Here is a 23,296-nt window from a genome sequence, read left to right on the forward strand (position 1 = left end):
AACCACTGTGGATAATGCCGAACACCGGCGGAAACCTGGGCGTCGGGCGGCCCGATGGCAGGCAGGGGCCGCCTCTTCTCAGGCTTCTCCTCAAGCCTCTTCCGCTCGGCGCCGTCCGCGCCGGGTGGGCAGCTCATGCTGGGTGGACGGCCCATGCCCAGTAGGCAGTTCGTGCCCCGGTGAGCTGCCGCCGTCGTTAGTCAGATGGGCACGTTCGGCGGCCTGTCCACGGTCTATACCCGCCATAGCGAGGGCCTCTCCCCCTGCTACTCCCACGGTGACCTCATCGGTGCGGCGGATGCCGGTAGCCTTGACCACCAGCACGGCGATCAAGGTGGTCACCGGGATCGCCAGCACCAGCCCGATGGAACCGACCAAGGTACGGACGATCTCTTCCGCAAGCTCGCCGCTGGTCAGCGTGTCGAACAGCGGACGTTCATAGAGCGAAACCAGGATCAGCACCGGCAGCGCGGCACCGGCGTAGGCAAAAGCGATGGTGTAGACGGTGGAGGCTATGTGGTCGCGGCCCACGCGCATGGCCCCCGTGAACAGCCGCTTCGCCGATGCTCCCGGCGCCAGCTCGTACATCTCCCAGACGGCGGAGGACTGTGTGATGGTCACATCGTTCAGCACGCCGAGCCCGGAGATAATCAATCCGCACATGATGATGCCCGAGAGCGACATCTGGCCGCCCATGTTGACCAGCTGGTAGGTGTCCTCGTCCCCCACGCCGGTCAAGTAGGCAGCGTCCGTGGCCCAGGCCGACATCACCGCCGTAATGCCGAGCCCGAACAGCGTGCCCAGCAGCGCCGTGGAAGTACGGGCGGAGAAACCATGTGCGAAATACAGCACGCCCACCATGATCACAATCGAGCCGATCAGTCCCAGCAGGAGCGGCGGTTTTCCCTCCACCAGCCCGGGCAGGATGAACTGCGCCATCACGATGAACCCGCCGACCAGCCCCAGCATCGCCCGGAAGCCGCGCCAGCGGGCCACCGATACAACGACGACGGCGTACAGCACGGCCAGCAGCACGATCGGAATGCTGCGGACAAAGTCCACGAAGATGAACGTCCCAGGCTGACCGGGCATGATCTCGCTCAGGTTCAGGTAGCGGATCTTGTCCCCCGCTTCCACGCCGCGGGACTGCGCAATCTCCGGCGTCACTTCCACCTGCAGCGGCGAGCCACCCGCATCCGGTTGGGTGTAGGCAACCATGCATTCCTGTGCTTCTGCCCCCGCCTCAACCGCTGCCGCCGAGGACGGGCAGGTTTCGATCGCCACCCGCTGCACCGTGCCGACGTCGAAAGTAACGCCCGGGGCCGTTGCATACGGGTCGGTGACGGCAACGCCGGTACGCTCGCCGGACGGCCAGAGCGCGATCATGCCGATCAGCGTCAGGACGGTGATCGGCAGCAGGATTGCGGCGAGCAGGAGGTTGGCCTTGCGCCGGGCAGCCAGTGTCTCGACACTCGGCGGCCCTTGGTCCTCGGTTGCATGGGAGTGGGAGTGGCCCAAGGAATTCCTTCGCGCGGGAGGGTGGATGCGGGAGGGTGGTTACTGCTAGATGGCGCGGTGCTGCACTGGTGGCGCGGTCGCGCAGCTGTGGAGGATCAGTCGCCGACGCTAGCTGTGGAGGATCAGTCGCTCACGATGGAGGTAACCGGGCCGAGCTGCTGTGCCGTGCCGGCCGCGAGCAGCGGTTCCAGCACTGCGACCACGGCCGTCATGGAGTCATCCACTTCAAGCTGCACCGGGTACTGGTGCACCAGCATCGCAAGGAGCTGGCGGACAGCCTGCTGGGCTGCGTCCGGTTCCAGCGCAGTGTCGTAGCCGAGCAGCACGTCCGCCGGAGCGTCCGTCCGCTCCTGCGTATAACTGACGGCGAAGGCGCTGATGGTTCCGACCTTATCCCTGGGCGCGCTGCGCAGCACCACCGCACCGGAAGCACCGGTCGCGTCGCTGAGCAGCATCTGCTGGGCACGCCCGAGCGTCATGTCCGCCCGGTCCCAGACATGGACGGAGTTGTAAAAGTCCGTCACCGCCGTCGTCAATTCCACAGAACCCGTGGCTGCTTCTTCCAGTTGCGGACCGTCCGCTTCGGTCAGGTCCGGAAGCGGCAACGCGCCAGGCTGCACGACAATCACCCGCGAGGTCTGGATCGGAGTCAGCCCGGAGGCCTGCGCGAAGCCGGCACCGCTGCTCTCCGGCTCCACCTTGGCGCGCAACCGTGTAACGCCCGACGGCGATTGCTCGGCTTCCTTACGCAGCATGCCCATGAGGGTGCTCGCTAAACCAGCACGGCGGTGGTCCCGCGCCACCTCGACGTAGGTCCATAACCGCTCCGGATGCAGGCTCGTTTCATAGACCACACCGGCGGCGACGGCGACACCTTGGTCCTCAGCAACTATGCAACGGGACCACGGCTGATCCGACGACGGACGCAGCACCCCGCGGAAGTGCTGGACCTGCGTGGTTTCCGGGTCACCCCAGATTTCCAGCAGGGCCAGATCATCCCCGTCGCGCCATTCACGGTAATTCAGCTCTGCCATGGTTACTCCTAGCGAAATTGCTTGAGGTAGGTGCCGGTTTCGCCGGCACCTATCGGGTAAAGCTCATTGGGTCGGTCAGGCGCCGATAAGCCGTGCGGCCAGGTAACCTTCGACCTTGTCCAGGCTCACCCGCTCCTGCGCCATCGAGTCGCGTTCGCGGATGGTCACTGCGTGGTCCTCAAGCGTGTCGAAATCGACCGTGATGCAGAACGGGGTGCCGATTTCGTCCTGGCGGCGGTAGCGGCGGCCGATTGCACCGGCGTCGTCGAAATCGATGTTCCAGGTGCGGCGCAGTTGGGCACCGAGATCCTTGGCCTTCGGCGACAGGTCCTCGTTGCGGCTCAGCGGAAGCACGGCGGCCTTGATCGGAGCCAGCCGCGGATCCAGCTTGAGTACGGTGCGCTTGTCCACGCCGCCCTTGGCGTTGGGAGCCTCGTCTTCCGCGAACGCGTCCACGAGGAACGCCATGAACGAGCGGGTCAGTCCGGCAGCCGGTTCGATGACGTACGGGGTGTAACGCTCGTTGGTCGCCTGGTTGAAGTAGCTCAGGTCAGTACCGGAGTGCTTCGTGTGGGTGGAGAGGTCAAAGTCGGTCCGGTTGGCAATGCCTTCGAGCTCGCCCCACTCAGATCCCTGGAAGCCGAAGCGGTACTCGACATCCGTGGTGCCCTTGGAGTAGTGGCTCAGCTTGTCCAACGGGTGCTCGAACAGACGCAGGTTGTCCGGGTTGATACCCAAATCCACGTACCACTGCAGGCGGTTTTCGATCCAGTACTTATGCCATTCTTCATCCGTGCCCGGCTCGACGAAGAACTCCATCTCCATCTGCTCGAACTCACGCGTGCGGAAAATGAAGTTACCCGGGGTGATCTCGTTACGGAAGCTCTTGCCGATTTGGCCGATGCCGAACGGCGGCTTCTTCCGCGAAGTGGTGAGCACATTGTTGAAGTTCACGAAGATGCCCTGCGCGGTTTCCGGGCGCAGGTAGTGCAGCCCCTCTTCGCTGGCTACCGGACCGAGGAAGGTCTTGAGCAGGCCGGAGAATTCCTGCGGTTCGGTCCATTCACCCTTGGTGCCGCAGTTGGCGCAGGCGATGTCCTTCAAACCATTTTCGGGCGCGCGGCCCTTCTTCTCTTCGTATTCTTCTTCAAGGTGGTCCGCGCGGTAGCGCTTGTGGCAGCTCAGGCACTCAACCAGCGGGTCGCTGAAGACATCCACGTGCCCGGATGCTTCCCATACCTGGCGAGGCAGGATGACTGAGGAATCCAAACCGACGACGTCGTCGCGGCCGCGGACAACGGTCTGCCACCACTGGCGCTTGATGTTTTCTTTGAGCTCGACGCCGAGAGGCCCGTAGTCCCATGCCGAGCGGGATCCACCGTAGATTTCACCGGCCTGGAACACGAAGCCGCGGCGCTTGGCCAGCGAAATGATCGGATCAAGCTTGGATTTGGCTGCTGCCATCAGGTGGTTCTCCAGTCTCTACAGGGCCGCTGGGTGCGGTCCGGCTCGGTTCGGGCGCAGATCGAAATGAGCCCTGCGTTTGCAGGTAGTCAGGACGGTCTTTGCGCACAGGTCAGTGCGTAGCGAAGCTACAAGATTAGCCTACCCAAGTCCTGCCGACTCCCCCGACACCGCTGCCCGGACATGACGTCGTTGTGATGAAGAACGGCTTGATCAAACCGGATGCTCGTTCGACCGGATTCTTCAAGGGACTTTCAGCACAACGCACTCCGGCTGCTTCGCCGCTGGTCAGAATGGTGGTTCTTTTTCGGGTTCCTTCTCGGGTGGTGGTTTTTTGGGTTTGAGGCGGTTGCGGAAGTTGTCGGGCAGGGCGTCGAGGATCCGGTCGGTGAAGGAGGGTGGTCCGGCTCCGGTGTCGCCGGGTTTGGTGGTGTAGGTCTGGTTCCCGGGCGTGGTGGTGGTGTATTCCCCGGGCCTGGTCTGGGTGACTTTCCAGCCGGCGAGGGATTTGAGCCGGTGGTCCGAGCCGCAGCGCGGGCCGAGGTTGCCGAAATCGGTCCGGCCGTGGCCGCCGTTCGCATGGTAATCGATGGTGTGGTCCAGGTCGCAGTCCTTCGCCGGAACATGACAGCCCGGCGCGGTGCAGGTGGTGTCGCGGTGGCGGACGGCGCGGGCCAGATCCGCCGGCGGCCGGTACACGGTTTTGCCGTAGGAGAGGGTGGTCCCGGTCTCGGGGTGGGTCAGGATCCGGTAGAACGAGTCCGCGCCTTCGCAGAGTTTGCGGGCGGTGTCGGCGGGGATCGGCCCGTACCCGTCGAGGGTGGCCGGTTCCTCGTCCAGGCCCATCAGCGTGAACACCGGCACGGTGAGCGCGACTTCGGGCCGGATCCCGGCCGCCGGCCCGGCCTCCATGCCAGCGTTCAGGAGCAGCTCGATAAAGACATCGGCGCGCAGCTGCCCGAGCGTGCGGGTCTCGGTCTTGGTTTGCAGGCTCCGGGCGGCCTGGGTGAGGCGGTCGTACGCGGCGTACGCTTCCTCCGCCGGCAGGTACGCGCCCAGGAACGCCATGCCGTCATCCGCCGGTTCCAGATGCACGTTGCGGCACTGTTCCTGGCGTTCGCGGCGCACGGTGATGGTTTCCGGGTTCAGTTTCTCGCGCTGTTTCCGCGCCGCGTAGCGTAGCTCGCCCGGGGTTTTATCCGGCGCCTCGGTCAGCAGGGCCTGCTCGAAGCCGGGTTTCGCGTCGTCGGGCAGGGTGTCGCCCTGCCGGGTGATCACGCCCGCGCGTTCGAGGTCCAGGTCCCCGGCGGTGAGCGCGGCCAGCGTGCCCGGATAGTGTTCGCACAGCTCCTGGGCCCTCTCGTACCGGCCGCGGGCCTGGTGCTCGGTGATCCGGTACAGGCAGGCCAGTTCCTCGACCACGGACTGCTCGGCCAGATCCTCCAGGCCGGCCCGGCCGGCCGGCGGCGTACCCGGATCCGGCGGCGGGAGCTCTTCGACGGCGGTTTGCCCGATCCGGTGGGTCAGGCGCACCAGGCCCGCGTCCAGCCAAGCCGCCAGCCGCCGCCCCGCTACCAGCTGCTCCACCGCAGACCGATAATCCAGCTCCTCGAATCCCCGCACTCCGGCATCGGCAACCAGAACGGTACCCGCAGCGCTGGTCGCGGCCTCGGCGTTGCCGGCAGCACTGCCAGCGTTCACAGCGTTACTGCTGCCCTCGCTGGCGGTGGCGGCCTGGGTGTTGGCCGCATCATTGGCATCACCGGCGTTGGTGCTGCCGCCGTCGCCGGCATCAGCCGCATCACCGACATCGCTCGCGTTGGTGCCAGGGTTGCTGGCGCCACCGTTGCTGGCGTTGGCGGTGGCGTGGAAGAGGCGGAACCAGTCGGCGGGGGTGCCGGCGGTGATCCGGCGGAGACGTTCGGCGTAGTACTCCCCGTGCGTTTCGGAGAACAGTTCCGCGGGCAGCCCTTCGAGGTCTTCGGCCGGGCCCCAGTTCGCGGGGAACGGGCCCGACGGCGGCCAGCTGGACCAGGTTTCCTCGCGTTCCCAGGCCGCGAAGTCATCGAGACCGGCGCTGGCACCCAGATGCTCCGGCTCCCCGACCCGGGCGGGCACCGTTTGGCCGGCCAGCGGGTCTTCGCCGTAGTCCTCCAGCTTCGGCGGGTCCAGGACCGGGCCGCGGGCCTCGGCGTAGATCTCCTCCATATAGCCGGCCATCGTGGCATGCTTGGGCGGCTTGCCGGCCGCAATATGTTCACGCGCCTGTGCCAGGCCGCGTTTGCGGTCCTGGGCGCAATCGTGGTCCAGGCGCTCCAGGGCTTTGCGCAGGGCTTCCTGCCGCTGCGCGGCGGTAGTGGGACGGGCCGGCTGAAGGCACCGCATCGAAAACGCCTGCTCCGCAGGCCCCCGCTCAGCGGGCCCCTGTCCGGGGTCCGGGGAACCGGAAACCGGTGCCGATTGCTCTTCCGTTGCCATGACTTCAGTCCATCATCCGGCCATGACAATACAGAGACTTATTCACATCGTCTGACGGGTTTCGCGGAAGTTCTCCAAAATTCTTTTTTGCACCAGTTTCCTTGAGCCCCGTGGGAAGCACACCGGCGTCGACCATACGGCACAGCCCGCATTTCGGCAGTGGGTATCCAGCGAGCCAGTAGGCAGCGGGCACCCCGCGAACCAGAAACGAGAGCTTCTGCGTTGCCATGACTCAAGTCCATCACCTGCCACCGACAACCAACGGCGAAAACAACACCGTCGACGCGGCCGCCGGGATCAGGGCAAGATACCGGGGAAGCTCTCGATATTCTCCTGGCCGATGATGCGCCGGGCGACGCTCTCCATGGTGACGGGTTCGCTATCGATGCCGGCATGTTCCCTTGCATCCGAGCGGCTGCCCAAAGGGCCGTCCAACTGTGGCGACCAGATCGCCTGGAACCGAGGACCCGCCCTGCTGAACATTTCGCGCAGCACGGGATCCGCTTCCACATTTTCCTGCAGTCCAAGCAAAGGTGCGTCCTCTTCGTCTTCCAGAGCGTGATGAACCAGGTACAGGAGGGACTTGTTATAGAAAGTGATGTTCAGGAACTTGCACTCGTCATCCAGCGCCCTCTGTTTACCCAGCGCAAACGTAGACAAGGCGTGGATTCCGTTGCCGATGCGCGGCACTATATCCCGTGTGAACTCCTCGATCAGGATGGCCGGGTCTAGGAAAATAAAGGACTCAAACGCCGGCACTCCTTCCTCGAACGCCGCGCGCAGGAAGTACGAGTGGAAGATGGACCCGGCGCTATGACCGATGGCGTGCAACGTGACCGCGCCCGGGTTCTGCCGGAGGAACTCGGCCAGCTTCCGCGCCACATATCGCGCTCCGCCTTCATCGGCGCCGATGCCGTCTTCGATGACATCGGGACCGCCAGCGGCAGCATCGCCGTCGTCAGCAATAGGACTTGGGCCGTCGGCGGGATCGACGGACCGGGCCGCGCTGGCTTTGAGGTCCGCCCAGACTGCCTGGCCACCGGCATGCCTGGCGATCCACTCCACGAACTTGTCGGCGGCTTCCTCGAAGGGCACGGCCGGCCGCAGCCGGTCGATGCCATTCCTGATCCTGGTGCCGAGGGCTTCCAGCAGACCGGTTTCCCAGACGAAATAGACCGGGTAGACGCCGTTGGCCAGCCACCAGGGAACGTGATGTGCCGCGGCAGCCAGGCCGGTCCGCTCCGGCACCAGACCGCCATGGGCCCAGAACATTAACGGCACCGGGCTGCCGGGATGCTCGGCGATGAACCGGGGCAGGTGGACCTCGAAAATCCGGTCCACATCCTCGGCCGTGGTCGAGGCCAGGCCGCCGGCGGTCAACCGGCCGTTCCGCAGGTTCACTAAATGGGGGCTCAAGGACATGAAACCGCCGCCCGTCGTCGTCATCGGTTCCTCTCCCCTGCTCCAACGGAGGCTTTGCGGCGCAGCGGACTAAACGCCGTCCGCGGCCAGGGCAGCGTGGCGAGCACCATCGCCACGAGAGTCAGCAGCGTACCCAGCACCGTCGCCGTCGTAATAATGGTGCCGGGCGCGGGAAACACCACGTCCAGCAACAGGGATCCGAGCACCTGTCCGGCAATCATGCCCAGACCCGTCAGCAGCACGCCCAGGGATCGGACCAGCACGGCGGCGAGGGCAAGGAAGAGGCAGCCGATCGGGCCGCCGAGGTAGTACCACCACTCGTCGGGCAAGGGATTGCCGACGCCGGCGACGGCCACTTTCACGAGCCACGCGGCGACCAGCAGCACCATGCCGACGGTGAGGTTGACCAGGGTAGCGGGCAGCGGCGAGCCGAAATGCAGCGTCTGCGTGCCGTTGAAAGCCTGTTGGAAACTTTGCATGAATCCGGCCGCCAGCGGCAGCAGCACCGGGATCAGCCATTCGCTCACGTCGGAGCCGGCTGAGAATTTTGGCGAAACGGCCCAGGCCACAGCCGCCACCGTCAGCAGTGCGCTGAGCACCCGCATGATCGTGACCGGTTTCTTACCGGCAGGGCCCAGGCCAAGCCGGTCCACCAGCAGGCCGCTCAGGGACTGCCCGGTCACCGCCGCGACGGTGAAGAGGGCGACGCCGATCAACGAAATGGTTATCCCCTGGCTCACCACTAGGAAGGCGCCGCTGAGGCCGGCCAGCAGGTACCAGCGGGGGAACTTTTTCTGCCGTATTGCCGGTGCGATGCGGCGCACTCCGGCGCGGCCGCTGGGCACCAGCAAACAGATCAGGATCATCAGGACCAGCCCGGTGCCGAAGCTCACCAGCGCGGTTGCGAGTCCGTCGTCAAGCACTTCTCCGAGCGCCCCGTTGATCCGGCCCTGCACCGGCATGCAAAGGCCCGTCACCACGGCCAGCGGCAGGCCTATCGCTAGCGGCATTCTGGGAACGTGGGGCACCGTTTCACCCTACGTCAGGGCTCCGCCGCGGCGGGCGCAACGCACCCGGCCCTACCGCAATGTGGCGAGCACCATGGCCGCTGCGTCAGGCAGAATGTACCTATGGCCTCTGATGACATCAATGACATTTCCATCCGCGACGACATGATCCGGCTGGGACAGCTGCTCAAGCTGGCGAACCTCGCCGAGGACGGGAACGAGGCCAAGGAGTTCGTCGAGCACGGCATGGTGCAGGTCAACGGGGAGATCGAAACCCGGCGCGGCCGCCAACTGCACGCTGGCGACACGGTCACCGTCAACGGCGAGACCGTCCGCGTGGTTCACGAGTAGGCCGGTTGGGTCTGCAGCCTGCGCTGTAAAGCCAAACGGCACTGGTAAGCCAAGCGCCGCCGTCGTTATCGGTAGCAGCGCAGGAGCGCTGGATAACCAAATAACGACGACGGCGGCACGGGTTTGGGGACGAAGTTTTACTTCGCGTTGAGCACCTTGTAGGTCAGGAATTCCTTCACGTGGGCGAGTTCCTGCGCGTTGATGCCGTGACCGATGTTGGCGTAAAGCACCTTGGTCAGGTCGACGTGCTCGTTGAGCCAGGCATGGCTGTACTCGATCTTGTCCGGCGTGATGACCTGGTCTTCCTGGTCGCGGCCCCAGAACACCGCGGGCTTGAGCGCCCTGACAGCCTCGTCGTTGAAGAACGGGTCGCCGTCGGCAGGAATCACGAAGCCGGAGAGGCCAATGACCGCGGCGATTTCCTCGGGGCGGTGGCGCATGATGGACGTCGCAACGGCCATGCCCATGGAGAACCCGAGGACGGAAACGCTGCTGTGCTGCTCCTTGACGGTATCCAACCAGGACCAGACATCGGCGGCGGCCTTGGTGACCTTGTCCACGGAGAAATCCGGCTCGTGCATCAGCGGGAACCAGGAAAAACCAGGGCCCAGGGCGACGGGGGCGCGGACGGCGGCAACGGTGAAGTCTTCGGGCAGCCCGGGAACCAGACCCATCAGGTCCTCTTCGTTGGAGAGGTAGCCGTGGAAGAGCACCAGCAAGGGAGTGCCGGCCCGCTCGGCTTCCGGCTTGGACCAGACGACGACGGGCTTATAAGTAGTTTCGGTCATGCTGCCATTCTGACACATCGATACTTGAAGCTTCAAGTTGAATGCTTTGGTCTTTGCCATCGAAGAGCCGCTGGAGCAGGATGAACTTGTGAGTAACTTCCCTGAGGCAGCTTCGACACCGCTCGAAAGCGCCCGTCACCCTTGGAGCCGCTTTGTTGCCATCGGCGACTCCTTCACGGAGGGGATCGGCGATCCGGATCCGGACAGCCCCGGCGGTAACCGCGGCTGGGCCGATCGGGTTGCCGAGGAGTTGGCACGGGACCACCCGGATTTCGCCTACGCCAATCTCGCCATCCGCGGGCGCCTGCTGCAGCAAATCATCGACGAGCAGGTCGGGCCTGCCGTTGAGCTCGCACCGGACCTGATCAGTTTCTGCGCGGGCGGAAACGATGTCATCCGGCCGGGCTCGGATCCGGACGCCCTGGCCGAGAAAATCGATGTTGCCATCGGAACGCTGGCGGCATCAGGCGCGACCATTGTCCTGTTCACCGCTCCGGATCTCGGCGATACACCCCTGATCGGCAGTGTCCGCGGCAGGGCGGCGATCTATAACGAGAACCTCCGCACAGTGGCTGCCCGGCATGATGCGGTCATCGCCGACATGTGGGCATTACGGGAGTTGAAGGATCCGCGGATGTGGGCGCCTGACCGGTTGCATTTCTCGCCCCTGGGCCACCACACCATCGCCGCAATGGTGCTGGAGACGTTGAATGTGGAGCACTGCCTGCAACCCGAAATCCCCAAGCCGCTGCCGCCGAAGAACTGGCGCACCGCCCGCACCGAGGATCTGGTCTGGGCGCGCCAGCATCTGGTTCCCTGGGTCCTGCGGCGCCTGCGCCACCGATCGTCCGGCGACGGGATCTCCCCCAAGCGCCCGATACCCGGCCCGATCTTCGGCCCGGGCATGCCGCCGGGCGCGGCCGGATGAAGGCCGGCTGAGCGTGGATCCCGCGGGCAGCGCGCTTGGCGGCCAGAAGGTTTCCGGTGCTGGTGGGCTCAACGACGAGACCGCGCTGGCAGCCGGGATTGTCCGGCACCGGTTGCTCGCGCAGCAGCTGTGGGGAGAAGGAGCGTACGACGCCGAGGCCTCCTTGCGCTCGTTGCTCGCTGTGCAGGCGCAAGAGTATGCGTATGCCCGATGGACATTAGCGCAACGGTGCCAGGGGTCAGCCCGGGACAACGCAGCAGCCGTGGATGCCGCCATTACAACAGGTACGATACTGCGGACGCATGTGCTCCGGCCGACCTGGCACTTTGTCCTTGCGGAGGATCTGCGCTGGCTGATGACTCTGTCCGGCCCGAGGCTCAGGGCCGGCAATAAGACCCGGGACCGGCAGTTGGGACTCGACGCAGAGACCGTAAGCCGCAGCAACGACGTCCTCGGAGCGGCCGTAGCCGGTGGCCGGCACCTGACCCGCGATGAGCTGGCCGCCGAGCTCGAACGGGCGGGCCTGCTGGAGGATACGGGCGAGCGTCTGAACGGGGCGCCCCTGCGTGGCCAGCGCCTGGGCCATATGGCCTTCCATGCGGAAATGGACCAAGTTCTCGTCAGCGGCGTACCGCGGACCAGCGAAAGCGGCGCGGTCCGCCAGACCTACGCCCTCTTCGACGAACGGGTGTCCGCCCTGGCCGCGGACTTCAATCGCGACCAGGCACTTGCCGAACTGATCCGGCGCTACTTTTCCAGCCGTGGACCCGCCACGGTCAAAGACTGCGCCCTGTGGTCCGGCCTGACGCAGGCGGACGTCCGGCGTGGACTGGCTGTGCTCGCTGCGGACAGTCAAGAAGACGTAGGGGCGGGCGGCCGTTCCCAGCTGCAGTCGTTCAGCGCCGATGGGTGCGAATTCGTCATGGCCTCCGGCCCCGCACATTCAGCAAACGAAGCAGCCTCGGCCGATCCAGACGTCAGTCTCGCGCCACCCAGCGCCGCGCCGGCAACCCCTCGGATCGACTTGATCCAGTGCTACGACGAATACGTTATGGGCTACACGCCCACCAGGCATTATCTGGGCGGGACCGCCCCGGCCTCGGTGGCCAGCAAACAGCCCAGCCATGTGGTCCTGCTCGACGGGCGCATGATCGGAAACTGGCAGCACACGCTGAAGCCGGAGACCGCCGTCGTTAGTATCTTGCTGCACCTGGCGCTGACTCCGCCGCAGAAACAGGCCTTGGACGCCGCCGTCGCCCGCTATGAAACGTTCCTGGACCGCACTGTCACGGTGGACCTGCTCGATTCCTGATGGGCTGAGTTCCTGATCGGCTGCGTGCACTGAGCTTCGTTTTCCTGCTGGCCCTGATCGGAATTGTCGTGGTGGTTATCCGCGGCGCGATTCGCAACGCGTCACGGGGCAAGGAACCGTTCGGCGGGCGCGGCAGCCCGGGACGTAGCCGGATCAGCTGTGCGGGAAGAACTGGGTCACTAGCTCATTGTGCAGCTGGTGGATGTCAGTCAGGAATCCGTCGTGGCCGGTGGGCACTTCGATCATGTGCACCTTGGGCGGCGTGGGCAGCGCTTCGGCCAGCTGGCGCGACTGCTCCGGGAAGTACAACCGGTCGGAATCAACGGCGGCGATGAAGAAATCCGTTTCCACGTCGGCCAAGGCTTGCTGGACCGAACCGCGCCCGCGTGCGACGTCGTGGCTCATCAGGGCTTCGGTCATCAGGATGTAGCTGTTGGCGTCGAACCGGCCCGCCAGTTTGCTGGCCTGGTGGTCCAGGTAGCTTTCCACCGCATACCGCCCGCGCTCTGCCGGGTTGGCGCTGCCGAAGGGCTGTTCCGTTCCCTGGGCGTTGCGGCCGAAGCGGTACTCGAATTCGGGCTCGGACCGGTAATTGATATGCGCGATCCTGCGGGCGATGCCGAGGCCTGCGTCGGGCGCGGGCCCTTCGTAGTAGTCGCCGCCGTTGAAGTCCGGGTCCAGTCGGATGGCCAGCACCTGCGCCTGCGCAAATGCGATCTGCTCCGCGGTGCTCGCCGCACCGCAGGCAATCACGGCACAACGGGCGGTCCGCTCCGGGTAGGTAGCGGCCCATTCGAGCGCGCGGGCACCGCCCATGGAGCCGCCGAGAACAGCATGCCAGCGCTTGATGCCCAGCCGGTCGGCCAGCCGCGCCTCGGCGTGGACCGAATCGCGGATGGTCACCAGCGGAAAGCGCGAACCCCAGTGCTTGCCGTCAGGCGCCGGTGAGGACGGACCGGTGGAGCCGTAGCAGCCGCCGACCATATTGGCCGCCATCACGAAGTACTCGTTGGTGTCGATCGTGGCGCCGGGCCCCACCAGGGGATCCCACCAGCCCGCCTCATCCGTATCTCCGCGCGCAACATGGGTGCTGCCGGTCAGGGCATGCGCAATGAGCACGGCGTTGGAGGCATCCTCGTTCAGGGTGCCCCAGGTTTCGTAGCCCAGAACGACCTCCGGCAGAAAGCCGCCCGTTTCCAGCTCGAGGGCGCCGATGGACGCGTAACGCAAAATGCCGTCCGCCGCCGTGTCCAGCAGCTCCTGTGGTTGCAGAGTTGTCAATGCTATGCCTGTGATTCCTTCATGATGCCGCGTTCAGGCGGCACCCTTGGATGCGCGGAAACCGGCTTCGAGGTCCGCAAGAATATCGTCGATGTGCTCGATGCCAACGGACAGCCGGACCAGACCCGGCGTGACACCAGCGGCTGCCTGCGCCTCCGGGGACAGCTGGGCATGGGTGGTCGACGCCGGGTGGATCACCAGCGAACGGACGTCGCCGACATTGGCCACATGGGAGTGCAGTTCCAGTCCATCGACAAAGCGCTTGCCGGCCTCGAGCCCGCCGGCGATTTCGAACGCAATGATGGCACCCGTGCCCTTGGGGCCATACTTGCGGCCGCGCTCGTGCCACGGGCTGGAAGGCAGGCCGGCGTACGCAACGGACGTAACGGCGTCGTGCTTTTCAAGCCATTCGGCCACCTTCTGCGCATTCTCCACGTGGCGCTCCATGCGCAGGCTCAGTGTCTCCAGGCCCTGGGCGATCAGGAACGCATTGAACGGAGCGGCGGAGGAGCCGAGGTCGCGCAGCAGCTGGACGCGGGCCTTGAGGATGTAGGCCAGGTTGGCTCCGAGCGCGCCACCAACGCCGAGGTCGCGGGCGAAGACCAGGCCGTTGTAGCTCTCATCCGGGGTGTTGAAACCGGGGAACTTCTCCGGGTCCTTGGCGAAGTCGAAGTTGCCCGAATCCACGATCACGCCGGCAATGGCGCTGCCGTGGCCACCGAGGTACTTGGTGGCCGAATGGACCACGATGTCGGCGCCCCACTCGATCGGGCGGATCAGGTACGGGGTGGCCAGCGTGTTGTCCACGATCAGCGGCACCCCGGCCTCGTGGGCGATGGCGCTGATGCCCTCGACGTCGAGCACATCCAGGCGCGGGTTGGACACGGCCTCGCCGAAGAATGCCTTGGTGTTCGGTTTGACGGCGGCGCGCCACTGGTCCAGGTTGTCCGGATCCTCGACGAAGGTCACCTCGATGGCGAACTTCTTCAGGGTGTTCTTCAGCAGGTTGTACGTGCCGCCGTAGAGGCTGGGGCTGGCGACGACGTGGTCACCGGCTTCGGCAACGTTCAGGATGGAGAACGTGGACGCCGCCTGGCCGGAGGACAGCAGCAGTGCGCCAACGCCGCCTTCCAGGTTCGCGATCCGGTTCTCCACGGCTTCCGTGGTCGGGTTGCCGATCCGGGTGTAGATGGGCGCCAGTTCGGCCAGCGCAAAACGGTTGGCCGCGCTTTCGGCACTCGGGAAGACGAACGACGTCGTCTGGTAGATGGGCAGGGCACGCGCGCCTGTTGCGGCGTCCGGCTCCTGGCCTACATGGATCTGGCGGGTTTCGAATGACCAGTCATTTGACATGTGGAACTCCCTCTTGTCTCAAAGGGGTCTACCCGGGAACCGGTTTCCGGCATTTTTCTCGGGTGACCCGCGCTTGCGTCCCGCCTGCTGGCGGAAGCCTGGTCCTCACCCGGGGCACCCCACCGCGGTTGGAGGGTTGCCGGCCAGCTAGCCGGGGCTTGTTGCTGGCACTCATGACCTGTATCTAGGTTCGGCGACAGGCACTTTTTCAGCAAGTATGTGACGGTGTGTGAATGTCGGTTAGGACACCCTTAGTCGAGAGGCACATCACAAAATGCCAAAATGAGGCATGCGTTTCGATCATGTCTCATATGCCTGTGAACCCGATGGCCTGGCGGCTACTACCGAACGGATTTCGGCAGCGCTAGGTATCGAAGCCGTCAAGGGGGGCGTCCACCCCCGCTTTGGAACCCGTAACATGATTTTCCCCCTAACGGACCGCCACTACCTTGAGGTCGTCGAGGTTTTGAACCACCCGGCGTCGGACAAGGCGCCGTTCGGCCAGGCCGTGCGCGCCCGCTCCGAAGCAGGCGGCGGCTGGATGGGCTGGTGCGTCGAGGTCGACGATCTGGCCCCGTTCGAGGAACGGCTGGGGCGCCATGCGGTGCCGGGCGGCCGCAAGTTCCCGGATGGCCGCGAACTGACCTGGCAGCAGATCGGCATTAAGGGCCTCATCGCGGACCCGCAGGTTCCGTACATGCTGCGCTGGGACGACGGCACCGAAGAGCTGCACCCGTCGAAGGCCTACCCCGCAACGGCGAAGCTGATTGGATTGACCATCGGCGGCTCCTCTACCCGTGTGGCGGACTGGCTGGGAACACCGATCGATGCGCTGCTGGATGACGTCAAAGTTGCCTGGACGGCACCGAACGGCACCCCGGGCATCATGTCCGTACGGTTCGAGACCGACAAGGGCGTCGTCGAACTCTAACCGCTCCTTTCCGGAGATTTCGCTCCGTTTTGGGGCGACGCTTCGATTTGGGATTCTGCCTTGCCTACGCGGTGCAGGCGGAATCCCGAATCGAAGCTTTTCCCCGTTAATCGTCCTCCACAGCAGGTATTCAGACCGCGTTGTCCACATCTGCCCGCATCGTAGGAGACCAACCGCTCGGACACGATCAGGGTTGAAGAATGTGTTCTCAACTGATCTTTTCCCATGACTACGACCTCACGGGGATCGGCCGAAGGAGCCTTGCCGAACGGTGCCGGACCGGGGAACTGACGCGCGTTCGTAACGGTGTCTACGTCCGAACCCAGCACTGGGCAAGCATGCCTTGGTGGGACCAGTACCGGATCCACGTTGAGGCGGCTGTGAGCAAGGGACGCTCACCCCGGGTGCTCGTGTGGCAGTCTGCTGCGGTCATCTGGGGTATGCCGGTAGTGGGCAAGAGTACCGAGGTGCAGTTGCTGGCAGCTGAAGGTTGTCATGGATTACGCCGCGCCGGTATGCGATGGCACGCCTCGAAACTACTGGAACCATTGGAGACAGTAGATGGATATGCCGTAACGTCACGGGCACAAACGGCAGTCGACGTAGCCGGACATTTGCCGTTTGAGCATGCCGTCCCCGTTCTGGACCATGTTCTCCGGCCGGATAGGAAACGGAACCTGCCAGCGTTGGCAAGATCCCACCTGCACGCATTGGCAGATCAGCTTCCTACCAAGGCGAAATCGCTGCGAGCTCACAGAGTCATTGACTTTGCGGATCCGCGTGCGCAGTTGCCAGGCGAATCCTTGTCTAGAGCCTTAATGTACTTGTTTCATTTTCCGGCCCCGGAGCTGCAATACGCATTCCATGACACGGATGGCAGGACGGTAGGAATCACCGACTTCTATTGGAAGGAGAAACGCCTCGTCGGGGAGTTCGACGGTACAGCCAAGTACTCCAATGGAGAGTATTTGAAGGGTCAGACACCTGTGGACAGGGTCGTGGCAGAGAAGAAACGCGAGGACCGAATTCGCGCCTGTGGGGTCCATTTCGTTCGATGGACGTGGGACGCCGCGTGGCAGCCTGAGTCCCACCGGCCAAGCGGACTCGTGAAGCTGCTGCTCAATGCTGGCCTCAAGCAGGATCGATGGAACAACCGGTGGCCGGGAGTCCCTCCTATCAGCAGTCAATGAAGATTCACGTTCGCTGCGCCGGACCGTGTGCCATGCACCAGGGTCAGTGCATCGTGCTGCGAAATGGGGTCACGCTGCGGTTCGGGGAAGGGCCGCCTTTCTGCCGCCGCAGCATCATCCCGATTCGCAGCCGAATGGTTGCCCCAGCCGCAGACTATCGGCGCTGCTGCTATTCGCCGATGCCGATGGCGGAGCCGAAGAGGGCGTAGCCAACGAAGCCGGCGATGTCGAGCAGGGCATGGGCTATCACCAGGGGCATCACCCGTTTGGTCCGGGTGTAGGCATAGCCGAAGACAAGGCCCATCAGGAAGTTGCCGATGCCGGGCCCGATCCCCTGGTACAGGTGGTAGCTGCCGCGGATCAGAGCGCTGGTGAAAATGATGGTCCAGGTGCCCCAGCCCAGCTTGGCCAGCCGGTTGAAGAGATAGCCGACCACAACGACCTCCTCCAGCACCGAGTGGCGCAGGGCGGAGAGAACCAGGACCGGGACAGTCCACCAGTATTCGTCCAGCGCGGCCGGGACTATCGCCGTCGTGATGCCCAGGGCGCGCCCGCCCGCATACACCCCTAAGGTGCCCACGCCGATCAGCAGGGCCAGCCCGAAGCCCAGTCCAAAGTCCACGCCAGGTCGGGCGAAGGTAAACCCGATCTTCCGGAAGGCCTCGCGGGCACGTTCACCCGGCCCTGCCAGCAGGAACAGCACCAGCGCCACGGGGACCAGGGCAAAGAAGATTGCCAGCAGTTGGTAGAGCAGGTCGAACAGTTCCCGCTCGTTCAGGACCGGGTTCAGCGCCGTGGTCTGCGATCCCAGTGGCGCCCGCGTCATCTTTTCCAGCAGGTTCACAATGGCGTAGACGGCGGACTGCCCCAGGGAGAGCCCCAGAACGATCAGCACTTCGGCGTGGTAGTAGCGGCGGGTGCGGGGCACGGTGTCGGTGGCTGCGGTCTGGCTCTGCATGGGTCTATCTTGCCAACTCCTGCTGGGAGCGTGCTCAACAAGGACGGATTGGCGCAATGCCGCGGCTTGGCTCTGGACGCCGGGCACCCCGCGTGCGAAGGTCAAAAAGACAGGAATAGGCGACAAGAGAGGGAGGTCCGGCGTGCTCAATCTGGAACCAGCCGCGCGGCAGGTGGCGGAAATTGTCAAGGGCATCGGGGACGGTCAGCTGGCCGGGCCAACGCCCTGCGAGTACTACAGCGTCGGGGACCTGCTGGACCACTTCATGGGCTTGACCCTCGCGTTCAGGGACGCGGCGACCAAAGCATCGATGGAGCCGGGCTATGGCTCCGTGCCGCCCGACGCCCCGGATAATCGGCCCTCGGCTGCGAACCTGGACCCGGATTGGCGGAACCTTCTCCCCCAGCGCCTGGACGGCCTGGCTGCTGCCTGGCAACATCCGTCTGCCTGGCAAGGTATGGCACAGGCGGGCGGCGTGACCATGCCCGCCGAGCTCATGGGCTTGGTGGCTACCAACGAACTGGTGGTCCACGGCTGGGATCTGGCCGCTGCCACGGGCCAGACGTTCGAGGCCGACACAGCCAACCTGCAGGCGGCCTACGAATTTGCCGAGCTCTCCGCCAAGGAAGGCGAAGATCGCGAGGGCCTGTTCGGCCCCGTCATCGAGATTCCCGCCGATGCACCGCTGCTGGACCGATTGTTAGGGCTGACGGGACGGAATCCCGGCTGGACCGCGAAGTAGCAGCAGCCGCCATCTCGGCCCAGCGGCAGCCGGCATCTCGGACCAGCGGCTGCCCGGCTGGCAGGCAGGCAGGCAAATCACCAGCGAAAATCAGCGCACTTTCACCCCAGCGCGCCAGACCGCCGCAGTCAGCGGCATGCCGGGCCGGTAAGCGAGATGCGTGGCGGAGGGCGCATTGAGCAAATGCAGGTCCGACCGATGACCGACGGCGATCGAGCCCACCGCCCGCTGTCCATCGACGTCGGCGCCAACGTGCTTCTCCAAGGCCAGGGCGCCTGCATAGGTCGCCGCCCGGACTGCCTCCTGGACGCTCAGGCCCATCTGCAGGACGGCAGTGGTCACGCAGTAGTTCATCGAGCTTGTGTAGGACGTGCCCGGGTTGCAGTTGGAAGCGAGGGCAATTTCGACGCCGGCATCGAGCAGCTGCCGACCCGGCGCCAAGGGCTGCCTGGTCGAGAGATCGCAGGCCGGCAGGCAGGTAGCCACTGTGCCGCGTTCCCCCGTCCCGGCCGCGCGGTCCCAACCGGACCAGCTGTCGGCCAGTGCTTTCACGTCGGTGTCTGCCAGGTAGTTGACGTGGTCCACACTGGCGGCACCGAACTCGACGGCAAGCTGCACGCCCGGCCCCTCGCCCAGCTGGTTGCCGTGCACGCGGAGTCCTAGTCCGGCATCCCGGCACGCGGCCAGCACGCGCCGTGACTGCTCCTCGTTGAAGGCACCACGCTCGCAGAAGACGTCCGCCCACTGCACGTATGGCCGGACCGCCGCGAGCATCTCGCCGCAGACCAGCTCGGTGTAGGCATCCGCGTCCATTCCGTCCGGGACCAGATGGGCGCCCAGATACGTCACCTGGTCCGCCACTGTGGAGGCAATGCGCGCGGACCGCGCCTCGTGCTCCACATCGAGCCCGTAACCGGTCTTCGTCTCCAAGTAGGTCGTACCGCCGGCAACCGCCTCGGCGACGCGTCCCATCAGCAACCGGGTCAGGTCGAAATCGTCGGCGGTGCGGGTGGCCCCGGTAGTCACGGCGATCCCGCCGGCCGCATAGCTCTCCCCAGCCATCCGTGCCTCGAACTCAGCGGTCCGGTCCCCGGCGAACACCAAATGAGTGTGCGAATCGACCCAGCCCGGCAGCACCGCGCGGCCTTCGGCGTCGTACATTTCATCTGTTTGCGGCGCCTGGCCGGCGGGTCCGATCCAGCTGATCCGTTCACCCTCAATAACGACGGCGGCGTCGCGCAGGACTGAAGCCGTCCCGCGTGCCGGATCCTGGGTCATGAGCTCGCCGATGTTGGTGATCAGCGTGGACTGCGTAGAGGTCATCTTTGGAGGGCTCCCTTGGCTGCGGTATCGCCGGTTCCTGCGGCGTCGACGTCGGTGATGGCTGCCGCGAGCAGCCGGGCGGGGTCGCCCAGCGTCGCGTGGATGCCTTGGCGGGCGGCAAGGCGGCCGCCGATGACGACGGTCCTGACGTCCTGCGCGGTGGCGGAAAGCGCCAGCTGGTCCGGCTGCGAGCCGATGGTGCGCAGGCTGCTGGGATCCACCGCCATCAAATCGCAGTACTTCCCCCGTTCGAAGCCGGGCAGCCTTCTGCCCTGCGAGCGGGCGCCGGCATCCGAGGCCGCCTCATGCAATGCTTCGGGAGGGAACCAGCCGCGCTGACCAGACCGCAGCCGTTCACCGTGTTCGAGCGCGCGCATTTCCAGCCACGGATCGACGACGGCGTGCTGGTCCGTGCCGAGCGCGATGCGTGCCCCGGCGTCGCGCAGTGCCGCGGCCGGGCCGATGCCGTCCGCCAAGTCCGCCTCGGTGGTCGGGCACATCACCACGGTGGCGTGGGCGGCGCCAAGCATGGCAATGTCCTGCTCCGTCAGGTGGGTGGCGTGGACGGCCGAAAGCCGGCGGGTGAGCAGGCCGCTCCGGCGCAGCAGCGCCGTCGGCGTCAGGCCGGTAGCCTGCAGGCAGGCTTCGTTTTCGGCGGGCTGTTCGGAAAGGTGGATGTGCAGCGGAATCTCCGGCGGCAGCTGCTCGGCGATGACCGGCAGCACGTCAGCGGGCACACCGCGAACCGAATGCAGCGCGGCACCGACAGTGACCTGATCCGGGCTGAATTCCCGCGAGATGGCTTCGCGCAGGGACGCCAGCCGCGACAACCATGCGTGCACATCCGGGTCGCCGAACCGCAGCTGTTCCGGCGAGAGCTCCTGCCCTATGCCGCCAGCGAGGTAGCAGGTGTCCAGCAGCGTCAGCCTGATCCTGGCGTTGACCGCTGCCCTGGCCAGCGCGAGCTCCATGGCATGCGGGCCGTCGGCTCCGTTCGGGTCTGCGCTGCCGGTGCTTGCTGAGCTCCCTGTGCCGCCGTACGGCGTGCCGTCGGGGCGGTGGTGGACGTAGTGGAATTCGGCCACGCTGGTCCAGCCCGTCACCACCATTTCGGCAAAGACGGCGGTGGCCAGCTGCTCATACAGCGCCGGGGTCAGCGCCCCGGCCGCGCGGTACATCTGCTCCCGCCACGTCCAGAAACTGCCCACGCCCATGTCATGCGTGCGGCCGCGCAGGACCCGGTGGAACGCATGCGAGTGGGCGTTGGAAGCAGCCGGAAAGGCCACGCCGGAGACCGGCAGGTCCGAAGCCTTCCGCTCCGCGCCGAGCTCCAGTCGGGTAACGATTCCGGACTCGTCCACCTCCACACGCACCCCGGAAACAATGCCGCGTCCGCGGATCCAAGCGGCTTCGCACCAGACACTCACAGCAGCCCCTCCAATACGTCGGCCAGCGCACCCGCGCCCGCGTCGGCGTCGTCGTCCTCAACGTGTTCCTCCGGCGAGTGGGAAATGCCGGTCGGGTTGCGCACGAAGATCATGCCGGACGGCACATAACCGGCCAGTACGCCGGCATCGTGGCCGGCACCCGTGGCCAGTACCGGGGCCCCGGGCAGCGCATTTTCGAGCTGCCGCTGCAGCGCCGCATCGAAGTGCACGGTGCCGGAATAGGACTCCTCGGTCAGCGTCACGGAGCAGCCCTCGAACGCGGCAATCTTCTGCGCCTTGCCGTGGATCGCCTCCACGAGCGCGGCGGTCACGGCGTCTTCCGGATGCCGGACGTCGAGCCACAGCTGGACCCGCGAGGCGATGACGTTGGTGCCGCCGGGGATCGGCTCCAGCCGCCCCACCGTGGCGCGGGCGTCCGGCTGGGCCGCGGCGGATTTCTGCACGGCAATAATGATCTGCGCCGCCGCCACCATCGGATCCGCCCGGTCCTGCATCAGCGTAGTTCCGGCATGGTTGCCCTGGCCGCTGACCGTCAGCTTCCACCGTCCGTGGCCCAGGATGGAACTGCCGACGGCGATCGCGGGCCCCTCCTCGCCGAGGCCGCGGCCCTGCTCGACATGCAGTTCGACGAAGTCGCCGATCCGGGCCAGCGCTTCCTCGTCCCGCCCGAGGTGTTCGGGGTCCAGCCCGTTCCCCTGCGAGACTTCCGCAAAGGTATTGCCGTCCGCGTCGCGCAGGTTACGGGCCTTGTCCGGATCGATGGCGCCGGTCAGCAGCCGCGAGCCGAGGCAGGCCACCCCGAAGCGTGAGCCCTCCTCTTCCGGAAACACCGTGATGGCAAGGGACCGGTTCGGCTGGACCCCGCGCCGCCGCAGGACGTCGACGGCGGCGAGTGCCGAGGCCACGCCGAGCGGGCCGTCGAAGGCGCCCCCGCCGGGCACCGAGTCCAGGTGGCTGCCGGTGACAAGCGCGCCTTTTTCGGGCGCACCCCACCAGGCCCAGATGATGCCGTTGCGGTCGGTCTCCACCTCCAGCCCGCGTCGGCCGGCCTGCTCGACGAACCAGCCGCGCAGGTCCAACTCCGCCGTCGAATACACCGGACGCGAATAGCCGCCGCGGGCAGTGTCACGGCCGACGTCGCTAATTGACTCGAGCAGCTGGGAAACGGTTTCCAAAGAGGACCTCCGGATGGGGACAGGCGGACAGGACAAGACGGGCGGGTAGGACGAGGCAGGATCAGGACTCGTTCATCGGTACCCTTACCCCGCGCTCGGCAGCAACCTCGACGGCCCGATCGTAACCCGCATCGACGTGCCGGATCACTCCCATGCCCGGATCGTTGGTCAGCAGCCGTTCCAGTTTCTGCGCCGCCAGTTCGGTGCCGTCGGCCACGGAGACCTGGCCGGCGTGGATGGAGCGGCCAATGCCGACGCCGCCGCCATGGTGGATGGACACCCAGGTGGCGCCGGAGGATGTGTTGACCAGGGCGTTCAGCAGCGGCCAGTCGGCGATCGCGTCGGAACCGTCCGCCATGGATTCGGTCTCGCGGTACGGCGAGGCCACGGAACCGGAGTCCAGGTGGTCGCGGCCGATCACGATCGGCGCGGAGACCTTGCCCTCGGCCACCAGTTGGTTGAACAACAGCCCGGCCTTCTGCCGTTCGCCGTAGCCCAGCCAGCAGATCCGTGCCGGCAGGCCCTCGAACTCGACGTGCTCCTGCGCGGCGTCGATCCAGCGGTGCAGATGTTCGTTCTCCGGGAAGAGTTCC

The 23,296-nt window shown here is 65.7% G+C and carries 20 protein-coding genes and 1 riboswitch; of the genes, 5 read left to right on the forward strand and 15 right to left on the reverse strand.

From position 1 onward, the window contains the following. Window positions 1-90: 90 nt before the first annotated feature. The 7 genes from HGO92_RS15870 to HGO92_RS15900 all read right to left on the reverse strand — a co-directional run bounded on the left by HGO92_RS15870 (window position 91) and on the right by HGO92_RS15900 (window position 8,944). Window positions 91-1,518 carry a YibE/F family protein gene (locus tag HGO92_RS15870; protein ID WP_240974669.1) on the reverse strand — a complete coding sequence of 476 codons (1,428 nt, stop codon included), beginning with the start codon at window positions 1,516-1,518 and terminating at the stop codon, window positions 91-93. Window positions 1,519-1,640: 122 nt separating this feature from the next. Then, window positions 1,641-2,552, reverse strand: a complete 912-nt coding sequence (locus HGO92_RS15875; RefSeq protein WP_169996515.1) for a GNAT family N-acetyltransferase — start codon at window positions 2,550-2,552, stop codon at window positions 1,641-1,643. 75 nt (window positions 2,553-2,627) lie between these two features. Beyond that, window positions 2,628-4,016 carry a glycine--tRNA ligase gene (locus HGO92_RS15880; protein ID WP_169996517.1) on the reverse strand — a complete coding sequence of 463 codons (1,389 nt, stop codon included), beginning with the start codon at window positions 4,014-4,016 and terminating at the stop codon, window positions 2,628-2,630. Window positions 4,017-4,304: 288 nt separating this feature from the next. After that, a complete protein-coding gene (locus HGO92_RS15885) occupies window positions 4,305-6,494 on the reverse strand; it encodes an HNH endonuclease signature motif containing protein (RefSeq protein ID WP_169996519.1) in 2,190 nt (729 codons plus the stop codon). A gap of 4 nt (window positions 6,495-6,498) precedes the next feature. Then, complete coding sequence (locus HGO92_RS15890; RefSeq protein ID WP_169996521.1) at window positions 6,499-6,723, reverse strand: hypothetical protein; 225 nt, start codon at window positions 6,721-6,723, stop codon at window positions 6,499-6,501. 68 nt (window positions 6,724-6,791) lie between these two features. Next, the gene (locus HGO92_RS15895) at window positions 6,792-7,940 is read right to left on the reverse strand and encodes a hypothetical protein (protein ID WP_169996523.1); all 1,149 of its coding nucleotides are present in this window, start codon (window positions 7,938-7,940) and stop codon (window positions 6,792-6,794) included. Next, on the reverse strand, window positions 7,937-8,944 hold the full coding sequence (locus HGO92_RS15900; protein WP_169996525.1) for a DMT family transporter: 1,008 nt from the start codon (window positions 8,942-8,944) through the stop codon (window positions 7,937-7,939). The genes HGO92_RS15895 and HGO92_RS15900 overlap by 4 nt, the downstream gene beginning before the upstream one ends. Window positions 8,945-9,046: 102 nt before the next feature. On the opposite strand from HGO92_RS15900, the gene HGO92_RS15905 reads away from it, so the two are divergent. Further along, complete coding sequence (locus HGO92_RS15905; protein ID WP_169996527.1) at window positions 9,047-9,274, forward strand: RNA-binding S4 domain-containing protein; 228 nt, start codon at window positions 9,047-9,049, stop codon at window positions 9,272-9,274. Between the two features lie 137 nt (window positions 9,275-9,411). Here the strand turns inward: HGO92_RS15905 and HGO92_RS15910 are convergent, their stop codons facing one another. After that, window positions 9,412-10,062: an alpha/beta hydrolase gene (locus tag HGO92_RS15910; protein WP_169996529.1), complete on the reverse strand. Its 651-nt coding sequence runs from the start codon at window positions 10,060-10,062 to the stop codon at window positions 9,412-9,414. Between the two features lie 88 nt (window positions 10,063-10,150). Between HGO92_RS15910 and HGO92_RS15915 the strand changes: the two genes are divergently transcribed. Continuing rightward, on the forward strand, window positions 10,151-10,990 hold the full coding sequence (locus tag HGO92_RS15915; RefSeq protein ID WP_346768983.1) for an SGNH/GDSL hydrolase family protein: 840 nt from the start codon (window positions 10,151-10,153) through the stop codon (window positions 10,988-10,990). 13 nt (window positions 10,991-11,003) lie between these two features. After that, a complete protein-coding gene (locus HGO92_RS15920) occupies window positions 11,004-12,302 on the forward strand; it encodes a winged helix DNA-binding domain-containing protein (RefSeq protein WP_346768984.1) in 1,299 nt (432 codons plus the stop codon). Between the two features lie 153 nt (window positions 12,303-12,455). Here the strand turns inward: HGO92_RS15920 and metX are convergent, their stop codons facing one another. Further along, on the reverse strand, window positions 12,456-13,583 hold the full coding sequence (gene metX / locus HGO92_RS15925; protein ID WP_169996531.1) for a homoserine O-acetyltransferase MetX: 1,128 nt from the start codon (window positions 13,581-13,583) through the stop codon (window positions 12,456-12,458). 33 nt (window positions 13,584-13,616) lie between these two features. Beyond that, window positions 13,617-14,936 (reverse strand): bifunctional o-acetylhomoserine/o-acetylserine sulfhydrylase, encoded by a 1,320-nt coding sequence (locus HGO92_RS15930; protein WP_169996532.1) that lies wholly within the window; start codon window positions 14,934-14,936, stop codon window positions 13,617-13,619. A 64-nt stretch (window positions 14,937-15,000) separates the two neighbouring features. Then, window positions 15,001-15,115, reverse strand: a riboswitch (SAM riboswitch). Window positions 15,116-15,225: 110 nt separating this feature from the next. Here HGO92_RS15930 and HGO92_RS15935 point away from each other — a divergent pair. Beyond that, on the forward strand, window positions 15,226-15,867 hold the full coding sequence (locus tag HGO92_RS15935) for a VOC family protein (protein WP_169996534.1): 642 nt from the start codon (window positions 15,226-15,228) through the stop codon (window positions 15,865-15,867). 1,359 nt (window positions 15,868-17,226) lie between these two features. Here HGO92_RS15935 and HGO92_RS15940 read toward each other — a convergent pair. Next, window positions 17,227-18,015, reverse strand: a complete 789-nt coding sequence (locus HGO92_RS15940; protein WP_169996536.1) for a CPBP family intramembrane glutamic endopeptidase — start codon at window positions 18,013-18,015, stop codon at window positions 17,227-17,229. Window positions 18,016-18,157: 142 nt separating this feature from the next. On the opposite strand from HGO92_RS15940, the gene HGO92_RS15945 reads away from it, so the two are divergent. Then, the gene (locus HGO92_RS15945; protein ID WP_169996538.1) at window positions 18,158-18,757 is read left to right on the forward strand and encodes a TIGR03086 family metal-binding protein; all 600 of its coding nucleotides are present in this window, start codon (window positions 18,158-18,160) and stop codon (window positions 18,755-18,757) included. A gap of 90 nt (window positions 18,758-18,847) precedes the next feature. Here HGO92_RS15945 and hutI read toward each other — a convergent pair whose 3' ends face one another. The 4 genes from hutI to HGO92_RS15965 all read right to left on the reverse strand — a co-directional run. Further along, window positions 18,848-20,080, reverse strand: coding sequence for an imidazolonepropionase (hutI, locus tag HGO92_RS15950; RefSeq protein WP_169996540.1), 1,233 nt, complete (start codon window positions 20,078-20,080; stop codon window positions 18,848-18,850). Beyond that, window positions 20,077-21,507 carry a formimidoylglutamate deiminase gene (locus HGO92_RS15955; protein WP_169996542.1) on the reverse strand — a complete coding sequence of 477 codons (1,431 nt, stop codon included), beginning with the start codon at window positions 21,505-21,507 and terminating at the stop codon, window positions 20,077-20,079. The genes hutI and HGO92_RS15955 overlap by 4 nt, the downstream gene beginning before the upstream one ends. Beyond that, window positions 21,504-22,703 carry an allantoate amidohydrolase gene (locus HGO92_RS15960; RefSeq protein ID WP_169996544.1) on the reverse strand — a complete coding sequence of 400 codons (1,200 nt, stop codon included), beginning with the start codon at window positions 22,701-22,703 and terminating at the stop codon, window positions 21,504-21,506. Before HGO92_RS15960 ends, HGO92_RS15955 begins: the two co-directional genes overlap by 4 nt. Before the next feature lie 61 nt (window positions 22,704-22,764). Next, on the reverse strand, window positions 22,765-23,296 hold a 532-nt coding region (locus HGO92_RS15965), incomplete at its 5' end, for a urocanase-related protein (protein WP_502305990.1).

It is taken from the genome of Crystallibacter degradans (genome assembly GCF_012952295.1).
Lineage (GTDB): Bacteria > Actinomycetota > Actinomycetes > Actinomycetales > Micrococcaceae > Crystallibacter > Crystallibacter degradans.